Below are 15,800 nucleotides of genomic sequence, written 5' to 3'. Positions count from 1 at the left end.
ATGCCAGATCGCAGCCACGCTCTTCTTGTTATCGATATGCAGAATGATTTCTGTCCGGGCGGGGCCTTGGCCGTTCCCGGCGGCGATACGCTGGTCGACCCGATCAACGCGCTGATGGATGACTTCGCCACTGTGATCTTGACGCAGGACTGGCACCCTGCGGGACATTCGTCTTTCGCATCTTCCCACCCCGGCAAGGCGCCGATGGAGATGACGGAAATGCCCTACGGCCCGCAGGTCCTGTGGCCCGATCATTGTATCCAAAATAGCAACGGTGCCGCCTTTGCGCCGGAATTGCGCACGGATGGCGACCTGATTATCCGCAAGGGCTACAACCCGGACATCGACAGTTATTCTGCCTTCTTCGAGAATGATCAGACCACCCCCACGGGACTGGAAGGCTACCTGCGCACCCGCGGGATCGAGCGTCTGACCTTGGTCGGCCTCGCGCTCGACTTCTGCGTCAACTTTTCGGCGCTGGACGCGACCAAGCTGGGCTTCCACACCACGGTCCGCACTGACCTTTCAGCGGCCATCGACCTGAACGGATCGAAGGACGCGGCATTGGCCGCGATGCGCGACGCCGGGACGACCATCGCCTGATGGACCTGCGCGCCCTTGCCTTGGGCCTTGCCTTCGCGGTCATGTGGTCGTCTGCGTTCACCTCGGCCAAGTTCATCGTGGCCGACGCCCCGCCCCTGCTGTCCTTGTCCCTGCGCTTCGCCATCTCCGGCCTGATCGGCGTCGCCATCGCGCGTGCCATGGGGCAGACATGGCGCCTGACACGCGCGCAGTGGCGGGCGACCTTCGTGTTCGGCCTGTGCCAGAACGCGCTGTATCTGGGCCTCAACTTCGTCGCGATGCGCTCTATCGATGCGGGGCTGGCCTCCATCGTCGCATCCACCATGCCGCTTCTTGTGGCCCTGTTCGGCTGGGTGGCCTTGGGCGAACGACTGCGGCCTTTGGGGATCGCGGGCCTGTTCGCCGGGCTGGCAGGCGTGTCGATCATCATGGGCAGTCGGCTGTCCGGCGGGGTCGATATCGTCGGTCTGTCATTATGAGTCGGCGGCGTGCTGGCCCTGACCGTCGCCACGCTATCGGTGCGCGGCGCATCATCGGGTGGGAACGTCTTGATGGTTGTGGGCCTTCAGATGCTGGTCGGCTCGGCGATCCTAGCCGTCGCGGGCGGCGTGCTGGAAGAGCCCGCCATCAATCTGACCACGCCCCTGATTGTTGCATTCGCCTACACGACGCTGGTGCCCGGCCTGATGGCAACGCTGGTTTGGTTCGTGCTTGTGCGGCGAATCGGCCCGGTGCGTGCGGCGACGTTTCATTTTCTCAACCCATTTCTCGGCGTCGCGATCGCTGCAATTGTGCTGAAAGAGGCGCTGTCTCGCCTGGATTTGGTCGGGGTCGCGGTCATCATGGGAGGAATTCTGGCCGTGCAGGTATCGAAGGCACCGTCGGCTTCCAGATCAATTAAAGACAGATAATTCTTGCTGAACAACTTATGCGTTGCCAAGCTAAACAACTGTAATCGGGGTAAGAGTAAGAGAGTCGCATGATTTCCGAAGAGATCTCCGAAACGGTCGAAACGCTGCTGGATCAAATCATAGCCGTGCCGGATGCCGAACGAACCGACGCAATCCTCTACCTGTCGACGTATATGATGAACCATGCCGGGATGCTTCTGGCCACCGGCGGTGATGCCGCTGCAACGCAAGTCTACGCAGACCTGACCCGCCAGATGGAAAGCTTGATGCAAGCCGTCCGCGAACAGCCGCAGGATATTCAAGCCCCTAGCCTGCGACTGATCAAAGGCTGACAAAGATGCCATCCGCGCGACTTTGGGTGAAGTGGTGAGCCGACAGGGGCTCGAACCCTGGACCTACTGATTAAAAGTCAGTTGCTCTACCAACTGAGCTATCGGCTCACTGGCGGCGGACGTAGCCAAGGCACGCGAACCCGTCAACCCGAAACGCAACGCTTTTCTCTGATCAGTGCCATCTCTATATGCCAGCGACATGGCCAGTGACCTTCCCCACCTGCCGTTCATGAAGATGCATGGACTGGGCAACGATTTTGTCGTGATCGACCGTCGCGCGCGCGACGTGCCGGTAACGACTGCCCTGGCGCGGGCCATCGGGAATCGGCAGCGTGGTGTGGGTTTCGACCAACTTGCCGTGATCGACAGCGACGCGGACGCGGACGCGGCGCTGACCTTCTGGAACGCAGACGGCTCATTGTCCTCGGCCTGCGGCAATGCAACGCGCTGCATCGCGCGATATCTGATGGGCCCATCGGGCGTGGTTCACCTGCGCACGGAACGGGGTCTGCTAGAGGCGCGCGACGCAAGTGACGGGCTGACGACCGTAAATATGGGCGCACCGATTCTGGACTGGCGCACGATCCCGCTGGCACGCGAAATGGATGTGGACCACCTGCCCATCGCGGGCGATCCCGTCGCTACCGGCATGGGCAACCCGCATTGCACGTTCTTCGTGGATAATGCCGAGGGCGTGGACCTTGCCACCTTCGGTCCCGCACATGAGCACAATCCGCTGTTCCCCGAACGCACCAACGTGCAGGTCGCGCATCTGATCGGCCCGGACCACCTGCGGATGCGCGTCTGGGAGCGCGGCGCCGGTGTGACGCTGGCGTCGGGATCGTCCTCCTGTGCGACGGCTGTGGCCGCGCATCGTCGTGGGCTGACGAGCCGCGCCGTCACCATCGAACTGGATGGTGGCACCATCGTCATCGACTGGCGCGACGACGGCGTCTGGATGACCGGCCCCACCGCCCATGTGTTCGACGGCGTCCTGACGCCCGACTGGTTGGAGGCCAACACATGAGCGCCCCCGTCTTTTCGAACCATGGCTGCCGCCTGAACATGTACGAGACCGAGGCGATGAAGGACCTCGCCGCGCAGGCCGGGCTGGAGAACGCCGTCGTCGTCAACACCTGTGCCGTGACGGCTGAAGCTGTGCGCAAGGCCCGCAAGGACATCCGCCGCCTTGCGCGCGAAAACCCCGGCGCGCCGGTGATCGTGACGGGCTGCGCCGCCCAGACGGAACCCGAGACCTTCGCCGCCATGCCTGAGGTCACGCGCGTCATCGGCAACACCGAAAAGATGCAGCCCGCCACATGGGTGCAGATGGCCCCCGACTTCACGGGAGAGACAGAGCGCGTTCAGGTCGACGACATCATGTCCGTTACCGAAACCGCAGGCCATCTGATCGACGGTTTCGGCACGCGCTCTCGTGCTTATGTCCAAGTCCAGAATGGCTGCGATCACCGCTGCACCTTCTGCATTATCCCCTACGGTCGCGGCAATTCTCGGTCGGTCCCTGCAGGCGTCGTGATTGAACAGATTCGGCGGCTGGTGGGACGCGGCTACGCCGAGATCGTGCTTACTGGCGTGGACCTGACAAGCTGGGGCGCGGATCTGCCTGGCACGCCGCGTCTGGGCGATCTGGTGATGCGCATCCTCAAGCTGGTGCCCGACCTGCCGCGCCTGCGGATCAGTTCGATCGATTCGATAGAGGTCGACGACAACCTGATGCGCGCCATCGCCGAGGAAGAGCGGCTGATGCCCCACCTGCACCTGTCGCTTCAGCACGGATCGGACCTGATCCTGAAGCGCATGAAACGGCGGCACCTGCGCGACGATGCGATCCGATTCTGTCAGGATGCCCGCCGCCTGCGACCGGAGATGACCTTCGGCGCTGACATCATCGCAGGCTTCCCGACCGAGACCGAAGACCATTTCAGCGACTCTCTGCGACTGGTGGAGGAGTGTGACCTGACATGGCTGCACGTCTTCCCCTACTCCGCCCGCCCCGGAACGCCCGCCGCCCGGATGCCTCAGCTTGACGGCGCTCTGGTGCGGGATCGTGCCGCGCAATTACGTGCGTTGGGTAGTGCGGCGGTGTCGAAGCACCTGGCGAAACAGGTCGGGCGCCGGCATCGCATCCTGATGGAAAGCCCCCGGATGGGTCGCACGGAGCAATTCGCAGAAGTGACGTTCGCCACAGATCAGCCCGAGGGATGTATCGTGGATGCAACGGTCAACGCTGTGGACGGTGAGCGCCTACTGGTCGCCTGACGCCCCGCAACCGTTCTTCAGCGCTTCTGATTTTGCCTGACCTGACCACTGCGAACGGCACTGGCCCACTTGCATTCATAAGTCTACGCTAAGCTAACGCGTCCCAAGCCAGAGGCTTTCCATGGAACTCTATCACGCCGCAGCCTCTCCCTTCGCCCGTAAGGTACGGGTCGTCCTGCATGAAACCGGCCAGACCGACGATGTGACCTTGGTGGAATCGGCCCAGACGCCGCTGACGCCCAACGCCGCGAACCAGAACCCACTGGGCAAGATTCCCTGCCTGACGCGGGACGACGGCCCCGCTCTTTATGACAGCCGCGTCATCTGCCGCTACCTGAACGACCGCGCCCAAGCCCAACTTTACCCAACCGCCCGCCAGTGGGAGGTGCTGACGCTGGAAGCAACCGCCGACGGGATCATGGATGCCGCCGTGCTCATGGTCTACGAGGCACGCGTTCGCCCCGAGGACAAGCAGTTCGCCGCATATGTCGAAGCGCAGTGGGGCAAAGTCACCCGCGCCCTCGACGCGATAGAGGATCGCTGGCTTAGTCACCTCTCCGGTCCCGTCGACATCGGCCAGATCGGCATCGCCTGCGCTCTGGGTTACCTCGACTTTCGCCACGGTGCGCGCGACTGGCGTCAGGGGCGTGACGGATTGGCCACTTGGGAAAAGGCGTTTCTGGGCCGCGCGTCCATGGCTGCGACGATGCCAACCTAGCGCTCCAGCAGTCTTTACTTTATCGTCACCAATGCCTGTCATCAGGCTTGAAACGCACTAGAAGCGCGCCGTTTTGTCCGCTGGACCCCCGCGGTCCATGGCGCTAAGACGCGTCGACGCAAGATGGGCTTTGCCGATGCCGACACGACTCGGTCACGCGCGAACCGCCCCCTGTAAGGAGAACGCCCCGTGTCCCACGCCGACGATCACGACGAAAAGCGTCGCGACTTTCTGTTCTATGCGACGGGCGGTGCCGCCGCCGTCGTGACCGGTGCGGCCGTCTGGCCGCTGGTGAACCAGATGAACCCCGCTGCGAACGTGCAGGCGCTGTCTTCGATCCGCGTCGATGTCAGCGGGATCGAGCCTGGAACGCAGCTGACCGTCCAATGGCTGGGCAAGCCCGTCTTCATCCGCCGCCGCACGCAGGAAGAGATCGACGAGGCAAACGCCGTCGAACTGTCCGAGCTTCCCGATCCCATTGCGCGCAATGCCAACCTTGATGGCACCGCCGAAGCCGTGGACGTGAACCGTACGCTGGGCGAAGGCGAGGAGTGGCTGGTCATGATGGGCGTCTGCACGCACCTCGGCTGTGTGCCCTTGGGTGACGGCGCGGGCGACTTCAACGGCTGGTTCTGCCCCTGTCACGGTAGCCACTACGACACCGCAGGCCGCATTCGTCGCGGGCCCGCACCGACGAACCTGCCCGTCCCGGTGGCAGCGTTCGACGGCGAAACCGAAATCGTTCTGGGATAAGGAGAGACTGACATGGCCGGAATCCCGCACGACCATTACGAGCCGAACAGCCAGGGCGAACGCTGGCTGCACAAGCGCCTGCCCATCGTAGGCCTGCTCTACGACACCATCATGATTCCCACGCCCAAGAACCTGAACTGGATGTGGATCTGGGGCATCGTGCTGACCTTCACTCTGGTCTTGCAGATCGTCACCGGCATCGTGCTGGTGATGCACTACATTCCCTCGACCGATCAGGCCTTCGCCTCTGTCGAGCATATCATGCGCGACGTGAACGGCGGCTTCATGCTGCGATACATGCACGCCAACGGCGCATCGCTGTTCTTCGTGGCCGTCTACCTGCACATCTTCCGCAGCCTTTACTACGGCTCTTACAAAGAGCCGCGTGAGGTGACGTGGATCATCGGTATCCTTATGTACCTGCTGATGATGGGCACCGCGTTCATGGGCTACGTTCTGCCTTGGGGTCAGATGTCCTTCTGGGGTGCCACGGTCATCACCGGCCTGTTCGGCGCGATCCCCTTCATCGGCGAGCCGCTTCAGACTTGGCTTCTGGGCGGACCGGCGGTGGGTGAATACACCCTGACGCGCTTCTTCTCGCTGCACTACCTGATGCCGATGATCCTTGCGGGTCTGACGATCGTCCACATCTGGGCGTTCCACACCACCGGCAACAACAACCCCACCGGGGTCGAGGTGCGCCGCACCAGTAAGGAAGACGCCGCGAAAGACACACTGCCCTTCTGGCCCTACTTCGTGATCAAGGACCTGTTCGCGCTGGCCGTGATCCTGGCCGTCTTCTTCGCCATCGTCGGCTTCATGCCCAACTACCTGGGTCACCCCGACAACTACATCGAAGCGAACCCGCTGGCGACGCCTGCACACATCGTGCCCGAATGGTACTTCCTGCCGTTCTACGCGATCCTGCGCGCTTTCACGGCTGAAGTCTGGGTCGTCCAGATCGCCAGCTTCGTGACCGGCGGCATCGTCGACGCCAAGTTCTTCGGTGTCCTGGCGATGTTCGGTGCCATCGCGGTGATGGCATTGGCCCCGTGGCTCGACACCTCGTCGGTCCGTTCGGGTCGCTATCGCCCGATGTTCAAGTGGTGGTTCGCCCTGCTGTTCGTGGACTTCTTCGTCCTGATGTGGGTCGGCGCCATGCCCGCGGAAGAGCCCTATGCCACGATCTCGCTGATCGCTTCGGCCTACTGGTTCGCCTACTTCCTGGTGATCCTGCCGCTGCTGGGCGTCTTCGAAAAACCGCTGCCGCAACCCACCACCATCGAAGAGGACTATGCGACGCATTATTCCTCCAGCACCGGCGGCACTTCGACCGTCGTCAACCCCGCCGAATGAGAGAGAGCAAGATGATCCAGAAACTTACCCTCTCGATCGCGATCGCCCTCGGCTTGTCCGGGGCGGCGCAGGCCGCCAGCAGCGAAGGTCATGTCTACGACTACGACTTCTCGTTCGAAGGTCCGTTCGGCACCTATGACCAGTTCCAGTTGCAGCGCGGCCTGCAGGTCTTCACCGAGATCTGTTCCGCCTGCCACGGCCTGCAATACGTGCCGTATCGCACACTCGGAGATGAAAGCGGCCCCGGCCTGCCGGAAAATCAGGTCCGCGCCTATGCCGCACAGTACGAGGTGTTCGACGAGGCTCTGTTGGACGGCGAAGGTGACTTTCGCACCGCCGTTCCGACGGACCACTTCCCGCAGTCCTCGCTGTCGAACGCGCCCGACCTGTCGCTGATGGCGAAAGCGCGTGCTGGTTTCCACGGCCCCTATGGTCTTGGCATCAGCCAGCTGGTCAACGGTATGGGCGGCCCGGAGTACATCACATCGCTGCTCGAAGGCTACACCGGCGAGCAGATGGAGCAAGCCGGCGCGATCCTTTACGAAAACACGGCCTATCCCGGTGGTTGGATCGCAATGCCGCCACAGCTTTATGGCGACGATGTTACCTATGAAGACGGCACGGAAGCGACCACGGAACAGGTCGCACAAGATGTCGCTGCTTTCCTGATGTGGACCGCAGAGCCAAAGCTCGCCGCTCGCAAGCGCGCCGGTTTTGCAGGTGTGCTGATGCTGTCCGTTTTGGCGGTGCTGTTGTACCTGACGAACAAGCGCATCTGGGCGCCGCATAAGCGCAAGGTAAAGGACGGCGTCCCAGCCGAGTGATCCGAACTACCGACAAAGATCAAAGACCCGCGGCATCCCCCGCGGGTCTTTTCATTTCAGCCAAGGTAGGCGCGCAACGCCTCTGGCGGATCGTCCAGCAGCAGCCCAGTCGGTGCCGGTGGGTGAGCTGCTCCGTCTGCCACCAGCACCGTCTGGTCCATACGTCGCGCGTCCTCAGGATCGTGCGTCACCATCAGCACCGTACGCTCGCCTTCGGACGCCAACCGCGTGACCAGATCAATCATCTCGGATTTTAGCGCCGGACCCAGCGCCGAGAATGGCTCATCCAGCAACAGGATGGGACGATCCTGCATCATCGCACGCGCCAAGGCGACTCGGCCCTGTTGCCCACCGGACAATGCGCCCGGTTTGCGCGCGCCCAAATCTGGCAAGCCGACGGTCGCCAGCATCTCCTTCACCGCGCGCCGTTCCGCGTCTGACAACCGTCCGCTGGGGCGCACGCCCAGCGCCACATTCTGCTCTGCCGTAAGGTGCGGGAACAGGTTGTTGTCTTGAAACAGCGTCGCTACGGGCCGTTTTCCCGGCGGTAGCCCATCAATCCGCGCACCATCCCAGATGATGCTGCCGTCCGCGTCGAAGAACCCACCAATTACCGACACCAACGTCGACTTTCCGGCCCCCGACGGCCCCATGACGGCAACCTGTACGCCCTTCGGCACGGACCAGTCTGCGCGCAGCGCGAAGTCGCCCTGCCGTACGGTTAGATCAAGCGTCAGCATCCATTCGCCCTCCGCGGTCCAGCAGCCAGAAGGCCGCGAGGCTTAGCGCCAACAACAAAAGCGCCGCCCCGGCTGCCGCGTCCATCCGATACGCCCCCATCAACCTGTACAGCTGTAACGGCAAAGTCGCCGTATCCGCCGAGGCGAACAGCGCGATGACCCCAAGGTCACCCATCGAAAGCGCCGCCGCCAGTCCGCCCGCGAAACCCAATGGTCGGCGCAGGCGTGGCAACAGTAGCCGTCGCAACCGCGCCCAACCCGTCAGCCCCAGCGAGTCGGCAAGCCTGCCGTAATCCGCCTCGATCCGGGCTACGGCGGGAACTAGCGCGCGCAATGCGAATGGCATCGCCGCGACGGCATTGATCAAAGCGGTCATTACCAGCGCCACCCTGTCGGGCCTGATCCACGGATTGATCAGGATGAACAGCCCCGTGCCCAGCACCAGCGGAGACGCCGCCAGCCCCAACATCCCGGCCAGCTCCAACCCGCGCGCGCGCCGCCCCGCCAAGCGTTGCGCCGCCACGGCAATCGCCAACGACAAGGCAAGGCACAGAACCGCTGACAGCGCCGCAACCCAGATCGAGCGGCCCGCAGCGCTCCAAACCGACGCGGGCAAGGACAGCAACTCCGGCAGTCCGCGCACGGTCAGCGCCAACAGCGGCAAAGCCAGAAACAGGATCGCCGCCGCAATGATCGCGCCGTCCAACCACCCGCGCCCACCGTCCCAACGCGCCACCACCCTGCCCCGCCCGGCGCCCATCGCCTGTGGCACCGAAAGACGCAGGGCCAGCAATCCGGCCCCGACCGTTACGCCCAGTTGCAGCCCGGCCAACAGTGCGGCGCGGCCAAGGTCGAAATCGAAGCGAAATGCCTGGTAGATCGCCAGTTCGATTGTCGTCGCGCGCGGCCCTCCGCCAAGGACCAGAGCGACAGCAAAGCTGGAGGTGCAGATCAGGGAAATCACCAGTGCGGCGCCCGGTAGTACGGCGCGCAGCATCGGCCATTCGATCACCCGAAACATGTCGCGCGCCCCGAAGCCAAGGTTCGCGGCCAGGCGAAAACTTTCGGCGGGCACCTCTTGCCAGCCTTGCAGGATCAGGCGCACCGCCAGTGGCAGGTTGAAGAACACATGGGCCAGGATCACCCCGTGTGCGCCGTAGATCGACACCGGCGGCAAGCCCAGCGCACCGCCTGCATCATTGATCCAGCCTGCGCGTCCGAAGACCATCAGCAGGCCAAGGATCGCAACGATCACCGGCAGGATGAACGGCGCGCCCAGCAGCGTGACCACCGCCGCGCGCCCCGGAAACCGACGACGGGCCAGCGCGCGGGCCACCGGCACCGCCAAGATGATCGAAAGACCCGCTGAAAGCGCCGCCTGCCACAGCGTGAAGCGCACCGCGCCCCAGTCGCCCGGCCCCAGCGCACCGTCGCCCGCGCGCCAAGCCACCGCCGCCAGAGAGCCGACCACCAAGGCAACGACAAGCGCCCCGGCGGTCAGCCCCGCAAGCGTCAGCGGCCCAGCGCGGTCAGCCATTCTGCCAATGCGGCGTCGGTCGTCTCGGGCGTTTCGGACGCGGGCACCAGTAGTGCGACTTCAGGGGCGATCAGCGTGTCAAAACCAGCGGGCAGCCCGCCTTCGGGTGTCTTCGCGGGATACATCCAGTTGGTTGTGGGCAAGATGCTCTGCGCTTCACCGCTGCTGAGGAACGCAAGAAAATCCTGCGCCAGTTCCGTCTGGTCCGATGACGCGACCGCCGCCGCGACCTCGACCTGCAAATAGTGGCCCTCATCGAACGCAGCCGCCGTGAAGCCCTCGTCTTCCTCTGCGATCAGATGGTAGGCGGGCGAGGTCGTGTAGCTCAGCACCATGTCCGCCTCGCCTTCAAGGAACAGGTTGTAGGCCTCAGACCATCCGGGCGTAACCGTCACGATATTGTCCGCCAGCCCGTCCCAGATCGCCTCTGCCTCTTCGCCGTAGGCCGTCTTGACCCATAGCAGCAAACCAAGTCCCGGCGTGGACGAGCGTGGGTCCTGGATCAGAATGGACGTGTCGCTTTCGGCAAGTGCCCGGAAATCCGTCGGCGCATCGAAATCAGCGCGGTGGACGAAGGCGAAGTAGCCCCAGTCGAACGGCACGAAGGTGTCATCCTCCCACGCGATCGGCAGATCCCAGTTTACATCCGCCAAACCGGATGCGCCGAACAGGCCGGTCTCGCCCGCCTCTTGCATCAGGTTCGAATCCAGCCCGACGACCACGTCCGCATCCGTCCGCGCGCCTTCCAGCTTCAGCCGTGACAGCAGCGCCGCGCCGTCACCCGCAGCGGTAAAGCGCAGATCGCAGGCGCAGGTCGCCTCGAACGCCTCTTCGATGGCCGGACCGGGGCCCCATTCGGTGACGAAACTGTCGTAGGTGTAGACCTCCAGCACGGGGCGGTCCTGTGCCGCGACGGGCGCGGCGAGCAAAAGGGCGAGGGGGGCGTAGTAGCGCATCGCATTCTCCAATTCGGGGTGGGAAAGGCGGCGCTTGGGCCATGTACCTTCCCTCCGCCGGTTCTAACCGGTTCAGGTTCAACGGGTCCGCATCACGCGTCTCAGCCCAGCTTGGGCGCCCCGAGGTGATGCGAGAGGTAAGCCGTTCAGGATGTCAGGGCAAGCGGTTCGCGGTAGAAGCGAAGCGACGCAAAAAAAGGAGGGATGAAGATGAAAGACATCCATGTGCTGACCGCCGATGCCATCGCCGCGATGGAAGGCACAGCCAAAACCCATTCTCCGAACGACCGCGCGCGGCGGGTGAATAAATCGCTCGGTGACGCGACCGGCCTGAGCGGCATCGGCGTGCATTTGATCGAAGTGTCACCCGGTGATCTGACGACCGAGCATCACGTGCACTACCACGAAGACGAGTGCGTCTATGTCCTGTCCGGCACCGCGACGATGGTGATCGGTGATGCGCAGATACCTATCGGTCCCGGCGACGTCATCGGACATCCGAAAGGCGGCGCCGCGCATCATATCGAGAACACCGGAACAGAGCCGTTCCGCGCGCTGGTGATCGGAGAGCGTGCGGCGCATGACGTTGGTGACTACCCGCGTCTTGGAAAGCGTATCTTCCGCAGCGCGGGCCTGCCGTGGACGGTAGCCGACATGGACGATCTGACCTTCCCGATCGCTGGAAAGAAATAGCCGTCAGTTCACCTGCGTCAGCAGCGGCTCCCCTTTCAGAAATGCTGCAATGTTGTCGCGCTGAAGCTGCCCCATGGCGGCGCGCGTGGCGTGGGTGGCGGACGCTTGGTGCGGTTGCAGCACGACGTTATCCAGCTTGGTAAATCGCGGATTGGGGGCCGGCTCGTTCTCAAACACATCAAGGCCCGCCCCGGCCAGCCGCCCGTTTTCCAAGGCATCCAGCAGCGCCGCCTCATCGATGGTCGAGCCGCGAGAGATGTTGACGATCACCCCGTCCTTGCCCAACGCCTCTATCACCTCGGATGAAACGATATCGCGTGTCTCCGGCCCACCGACGCAGGCGACGATCAGGAAATCGACGGCATGGGCGAGCGAGACCGGATCGGCGTGGTAGGTCCAGCCGGGCGTCTCTTTTTCCGAGCGGGACCAGTAATGGATATCCATCTTGAAGGCCGCCAGACGGTCCGCGATCTCTTGCCCGATCCGGCCCAGACCAAGGATACCGACCGTGCCGCCAGAGACTTTCCGGTTCAGCGGGAAGAACTCGGTCGCCCAGGCCCCGGTCCGCACATGCGCGTCCGCCTGCACCATGCCCCGCGCCTGCGCGAACAGCAGAGCAACGGCCAGATCGGCCACATCGTCGTTCAGCACGTCTGGCGTGTTGGTCACCGCAATGCCCCGTTCGCGGGCCGCCTTCACGTCGATGGAATCGTAGCCCACCATGCAATTCGCGATGATGCCAAGGTTCGGAAACGCGTCCATCGTGGCGGCGTCGAGGCGAACGGCAATGCAGGCAATCGCCCGCACGCTGTCCCGGTCATCCATGGCAAGCGCCTCCTCCAGCGTCGCGAACGGCACGGCGCCCATGCCCGCCAAGGCCGCGCGGTCGACCTTCGGATAGGCCCCGATGGAAATGATATCAGGCATGATGTCCCCCGCTGTTTCGTTCCTGACTTGCGACCGCGGCCTATTCCGCCGCTTGCGCCATATCCGGGAAAAGCCCGGCAAGTCCCTCTGGTGTCGCGTCGCATACGCCTCGTTCGGTGATCAGCCCCGTCACCAGCCGATTGGGTGTCACGTCAAAGGCCGGATTGCCTGCGGGCGTCCCATCCGGTGTCACCCGCACCTGCCCCACGCTGCCATCTGTCAGAACACCCATGATGTGCGACACCTCGTCCGCGCGCCGCTCTTCGATAGGGATCTCGGCGACACCATCATCTACCGTCCAGTCGATGGTCGGCGAGGGCAATGCCACGTAGAATGGCACGCCATTGTCACGCGCCGCCAGCGCCTTGAGATACGTGCCGATCTTGTTGCATACATCGCCGCGCCGCGTGGTCCGGTCGGTGCCAGTGATCACCAGATCGACCATCCCCTTCTGCATCAGATGCCCGCCTGCGTTATCGGTCACGTAGGTATGCGGGATGCCGTGGCTGCCAAGCTCCCAAGAGGTCAGCGCGCCTTGATTACGCGGCCGCGTTTCATCCACCCAGACGTGGATCGGGATACCAGCGTCATGCGCTTGGTACATCGGACTGGTGGCGGTGCCGAAATCGACGGTTGCGATCCAGCCCGCGTTGCAGTGGGTCAGGATGTTGACCGGCTGGCCTGCGGGCTTCGCCGCCGCGATGTCGCGGATGATCTGCAGGCCATGGGTGCCGATAGCGCGGTTGATCTCGACATCCTCATCCGCGATTTCATGCGCAAGGCGCAGCGCGGCATCGACGCGGTCGGCCACAGGCGTCCCGCGCAGCGCCGTCCGGCACCGATCCAGCGCCCAGCGCAGGTTGATCGCCGTGGGGCGCGTTTCGTGGAGGCGCTCCCACGCTGCATCGAGATTCGCATCCGACGGATCCTGCGCCATCGCCAGCGCCATGCCGTAGGCCGCCGTCGCTCCGATCAGCGGAGCGCCCCTTACCCGCATCTCGACGATGGCGTCGGCGTAGTCGTCCAGCGTATCGACCTGCTGAATGCGCAACTCATGGGGCAACCAGCGCTGGTCGATGATCTGCAGCGCGCCCTCGTCGGCGTCCCACCAAAGCGAACGATAGGGCACTCCGTCGATCTTCATGGCACTTTTCCCATAGTTGCGAACCAGCCCAAGCCTAGCCCGCACGACACGCCCCGTGCCACCCCGAACACGTGCGTCAGTTCCGTCTTGTCACTCGCGCCACACGCCGATAGACCCACCCGCGGAGACGTGGCCGAGTGGTCGAAGGCGCTCCCCTGCTAAGGGAGTAGGCGGGAAACCGTCTCGAGGGTTCGAATCCCTTCGTCTCCGCCACTACCCAACCGGCCACCCTGCACCTATATCCCTGTGAAGACACGATATTGGCTGCTTTCAGGGTTGCTGCGCGGCGGAAGAGGCATCGGATCTTCCTGCATTACCCCTACAAACTGCCTACATTCTGCCTACAGGAGGCGTGGGGGATGCTAAAGAAACGCGGTAACGTGTACCACCTGAGCAAACGGGTTCCAAAGCGCTTCGAGGCGGTCGAGACCCGCAGGGTCATAGATCTTAGTCTTAGGACGTCGTCCCTGACCGCGGCCGCACGGAAAGCCGAGGAAACGTGGAATAGCCTTCTCCAGAGTTGGGAGTACAAGCTGGCGGGAGATACGCTGTCGGCGGATCAGCGTTTTCGTCACGCAATGCAGACTGCACAGCGTATGGGGTTCGATTACGTTCCGGTGCAGGACATACCGGGTCTTCCATTGACAGACATCCTTGACCGGGTCGAAGCTTCGGTCGATCCAGACGTTGAGGATGCGGTTCTTGGGCTCGTACCGCCCGCCTCAATCCTCGTATCCGATTGCCTCGAGAAATATCTCGAATGCTTCCCGGAAGCGGTACACGGCAAGTCACGCGACCAGCTGCGTCGCTTCCGTAATCCGCGAAGCAAAGTGATCGCCGATTTCGTAGGCGTCGTAGGTGACAAGCCGATCGAGAAGATCGGTCGGGCCGACATGCTGTCCTACCGCGCCCGGCTCGTGGAACAGGTCATCGCCGGAACGATCACGGCGGCCACGGCCAACAAGAACCTGACCTACTTCATCAGCATGATACGCGGCATCAACCGGCACATGGAGCTCGGGCTGTCTTTACCCTTTGCGGACCTTACGATGAGAGAAGGAAGAAAGAAGAAGCGCGGTACTTTTTCGCGGGCATGGATTCAGGACAAGCTATTGGCCCATGGCGCTCTGGATGGCCTGGGTCAGGAAGCTCGCGACATCGTTCGGATCATGGTGAACACCGGAGCCAGGCCGTCCGAGATCGCTGGGATCAAGCTAAAGCACCTGCACTTTGACGGACCGGTACCTCTGATGGACATCATTCCGGATGGTCGGACGCTCAAGAACCAGAATTCCGAACGCTCGGTACCTCTGGCTGGCGTGAGTCTCCTCGCTGCGCAGGATGCCCTGTATGTCGCACAGGAGTCCGGACGCAGGAGTGAGGATTGGGTGTTTCCCCGATACGCGGGTGAAGACAAGCTAACAGATGTCGTCAATAAATTTCTGCGTGAGAACGGCCTTAAGGAGAAGGCCAACACGACCATGTACTCACTTCGCCACGCTTTTGAAGATCGGATGATTGAGATGAGCATCGACGAACGGGTCCGCCGGGATCTTTTCGGACACGCCTTGAATTCCGAGCGCTACGGCGAGGGCGGCGGCGACGCGGTACGTCACGCGGCGGTTTTGGCGATCGCTCTCTAAAAGCGCCCGGTCATGTTCAGTCCACTTAGCGACCTGTTGACGCTTTCTGCCGCTGGTGCAGAAACAATTCCGCACGGTGGATCACATCACGGCTGTTTCGTACCTTGTTTAGTTCCAACTCGAGCATCTCGTAGATCGGCGCAACCTCCAGGCGGTTCCTCTGCAGCTTATGGGCAAGAATTTCGAGAGCACCAAGAATCCGGGCTTCGAGAACAGAAGGATCTTGATTGAGAGGTGAAAATCCTCGGGAAGCGGACCGACTAGCAAACACGTCCGAACGAAGCGCCCAATCAGGCCCTTCTCTTTCGGTCACATTCTTCGGTGTCTGCCGCAAAGCAATAGGTTCCCTGCGCCTCCGCGAACAAGCGAGGCGATATTTTGATAGAGAGGCCGGAGGGGCCGCA

The 15,800-nt window shown here is 62.9% G+C and carries 15 protein-coding genes, 2 tRNA genes, 1 pseudogene and 1 riboswitch; of the genes and pseudogenes, 12 read left to right on the top strand and 6 right to left on the bottom strand.

Annotated features, from left to right (window positions below):
• Nucleotides 1-36: 36 nt before the first annotated feature.
• The 3 genes and pseudogenes from pncA (at nucleotide 37) to FIU81_RS01045 (ending at nucleotide 1,825) form a co-directional block, all read left to right on the top strand.
• Nucleotides 37-603 carry a bifunctional nicotinamidase/pyrazinamidase gene (pncA, locus tag FIU81_RS01055; RefSeq protein WP_254695964.1) on the top strand — a complete coding sequence of 189 codons (567 nt, stop codon included), beginning with the start codon at nucleotides 37-39 and terminating at the stop codon, nucleotides 601-603.
• A pseudogene (locus tag FIU81_RS01050) lies at nucleotides 603-1,493 on the top strand (DMT family transporter). Before pncA ends, FIU81_RS01050 begins: the two are co-directional and overlap by 1 nt.
• A gap of 68 nt (nucleotides 1,494-1,561) precedes the next feature.
• Nucleotides 1,562-1,825, top strand: a complete 264-nt coding sequence (locus FIU81_RS01045) for a hypothetical protein (protein WP_124111107.1) — start codon at nucleotides 1,562-1,564, stop codon at nucleotides 1,823-1,825.
• A 32-nt stretch (nucleotides 1,826-1,857) separates the two neighbouring features.
• Here the strand turns inward: FIU81_RS01045 and FIU81_RS01040 are convergent.
• Nucleotides 1,858-1,933 (bottom strand) — tRNA-Lys (locus FIU81_RS01040).
• Between the two features lie 91 nt (nucleotides 1,934-2,024).
• Here FIU81_RS01040 and dapF point away from each other — a divergent pair.
• From dapF to FIU81_RS01010, 6 genes are all read left to right on the top strand, one after another.
• Nucleotides 2,025-2,852 (top strand): diaminopimelate epimerase, encoded by an 828-nt coding sequence (gene dapF / locus FIU81_RS01035; RefSeq protein WP_124111108.1) that lies wholly within the window; start codon nucleotides 2,025-2,027, stop codon nucleotides 2,850-2,852.
• Nucleotides 2,849-4,105: a tRNA (N(6)-L-threonylcarbamoyladenosine(37)-C(2))-methylthiotransferase MtaB gene (mtaB, locus tag FIU81_RS01030; RefSeq protein WP_124111109.1), complete on the top strand. Its 1,257-nt coding sequence runs from the start codon at nucleotides 2,849-2,851 to the stop codon at nucleotides 4,103-4,105. Before dapF ends, mtaB begins: the two co-directional genes overlap by 4 nt.
• A gap of 121 nt (nucleotides 4,106-4,226) precedes the next feature.
• The gene (locus FIU81_RS01025) at nucleotides 4,227-4,823 is read left to right on the top strand and encodes a glutathione S-transferase (RefSeq protein ID WP_124111110.1); all 597 of its coding nucleotides are present in this window, start codon (nucleotides 4,227-4,229) and stop codon (nucleotides 4,821-4,823) included.
• Between the two features lie 189 nt (nucleotides 4,824-5,012).
• A complete protein-coding gene (gene petA / locus FIU81_RS01020) occupies nucleotides 5,013-5,576 on the top strand; it encodes a ubiquinol-cytochrome c reductase iron-sulfur subunit (protein ID WP_124111111.1) in 564 nt (187 codons plus the stop codon).
• Between the two features lie 12 nt (nucleotides 5,577-5,588).
• On the top strand, nucleotides 5,589-6,932 hold the full coding sequence (locus FIU81_RS01015) for a cytochrome b (RefSeq protein WP_124111112.1): 1,344 nt from the start codon (nucleotides 5,589-5,591) through the stop codon (nucleotides 6,930-6,932).
• A gap of 11 nt (nucleotides 6,933-6,943) precedes the next feature.
• Complete coding sequence (locus FIU81_RS01010; protein WP_124111113.1) at nucleotides 6,944-7,756, top strand: cytochrome c1; 813 nt, start codon at nucleotides 6,944-6,946, stop codon at nucleotides 7,754-7,756.
• 56 nt (nucleotides 7,757-7,812) lie between these two features.
• Here FIU81_RS01010 and FIU81_RS01005 read toward each other — a convergent pair whose 3' ends face one another.
• From FIU81_RS01005 to thiB, 3 genes are read right to left on the bottom strand one after another with little or no spacing between them, the layout of a single operon-like run.
• The gene (locus tag FIU81_RS01005) at nucleotides 7,813-8,496 is read right to left on the bottom strand and encodes an ATP-binding cassette domain-containing protein (RefSeq protein WP_124111114.1); all 684 of its coding nucleotides are present in this window, start codon (nucleotides 8,494-8,496) and stop codon (nucleotides 7,813-7,815) included.
• Nucleotides 8,483-10,033 (bottom strand): thiamine/thiamine pyrophosphate ABC transporter permease ThiP, encoded by a 1,551-nt coding sequence (locus FIU81_RS01000; RefSeq protein ID WP_124111115.1) that lies wholly within the window; start codon nucleotides 10,031-10,033, stop codon nucleotides 8,483-8,485. The genes FIU81_RS01005 and FIU81_RS01000 overlap by 14 nt, the downstream gene beginning before the upstream one ends.
• Entirely contained in the window at nucleotides 10,009-10,989 is a 981-nt protein-coding gene (thiB, locus tag FIU81_RS00995) for a thiamine ABC transporter substrate binding subunit (RefSeq protein WP_124111116.1), read from the bottom strand. The genes FIU81_RS01000 and thiB overlap by 25 nt, the downstream gene beginning before the upstream one ends.
• Nucleotides 10,990-11,021: 32 nt before the next feature.
• A riboswitch (TPP riboswitch) is annotated at nucleotides 11,022-11,122 on the bottom strand.
• Nucleotides 11,123-11,199: 77 nt separating this feature from the next.
• Here thiB and FIU81_RS00990 point away from each other — a divergent pair.
• Nucleotides 11,200-11,682, top strand: a complete 483-nt coding sequence (locus tag FIU81_RS00990) for a cupin domain-containing protein (protein ID WP_124111117.1) — start codon at nucleotides 11,200-11,202, stop codon at nucleotides 11,680-11,682.
• 3 nt (nucleotides 11,683-11,685) lie between these two features.
• On the opposite strand, the gene FIU81_RS00985 is transcribed toward FIU81_RS00990, so the two are convergent.
• Nucleotides 11,686-12,609, bottom strand: coding sequence for a 2-hydroxyacid dehydrogenase (locus FIU81_RS00985; protein WP_124111118.1), 924 nt, complete (start codon nucleotides 12,607-12,609; stop codon nucleotides 11,686-11,688).
• A 40-nt stretch (nucleotides 12,610-12,649) separates the two neighbouring features.
• Complete coding sequence (gene mtnA / locus FIU81_RS00980) at nucleotides 12,650-13,753, bottom strand: S-methyl-5-thioribose-1-phosphate isomerase (protein ID WP_124111119.1); 1,104 nt, start codon at nucleotides 13,751-13,753, stop codon at nucleotides 12,650-12,652.
• 123 nt (nucleotides 13,754-13,876) lie between these two features.
• Between mtnA and FIU81_RS00975 the strand changes: the two genes are divergently transcribed.
• Both FIU81_RS00975 and FIU81_RS00970 read left to right on the top strand, forming a co-directional pair.
• A tRNA-Ser gene (locus tag FIU81_RS00975) sits at nucleotides 13,877-13,966 on the top strand.
• A gap of 146 nt (nucleotides 13,967-14,112) precedes the next feature.
• Nucleotides 14,113-15,396 carry a tyrosine-type recombinase/integrase gene (locus tag FIU81_RS00970; protein ID WP_124111120.1) on the top strand — a complete coding sequence of 428 codons (1,284 nt, stop codon included), beginning with the start codon at nucleotides 14,113-14,115 and terminating at the stop codon, nucleotides 15,394-15,396.
• Nucleotides 15,397-15,800 lie beyond the last annotated feature (404 nt).

The organism is Palleronia sp. THAF1 (assembly GCF_009363795.1).
Lineage (GTDB): Bacteria > Pseudomonadota > Alphaproteobacteria > Rhodobacterales > Rhodobacteraceae > Palleronia.
This window is presented reverse-complemented; position numbering and strand designations above follow the sequence as displayed.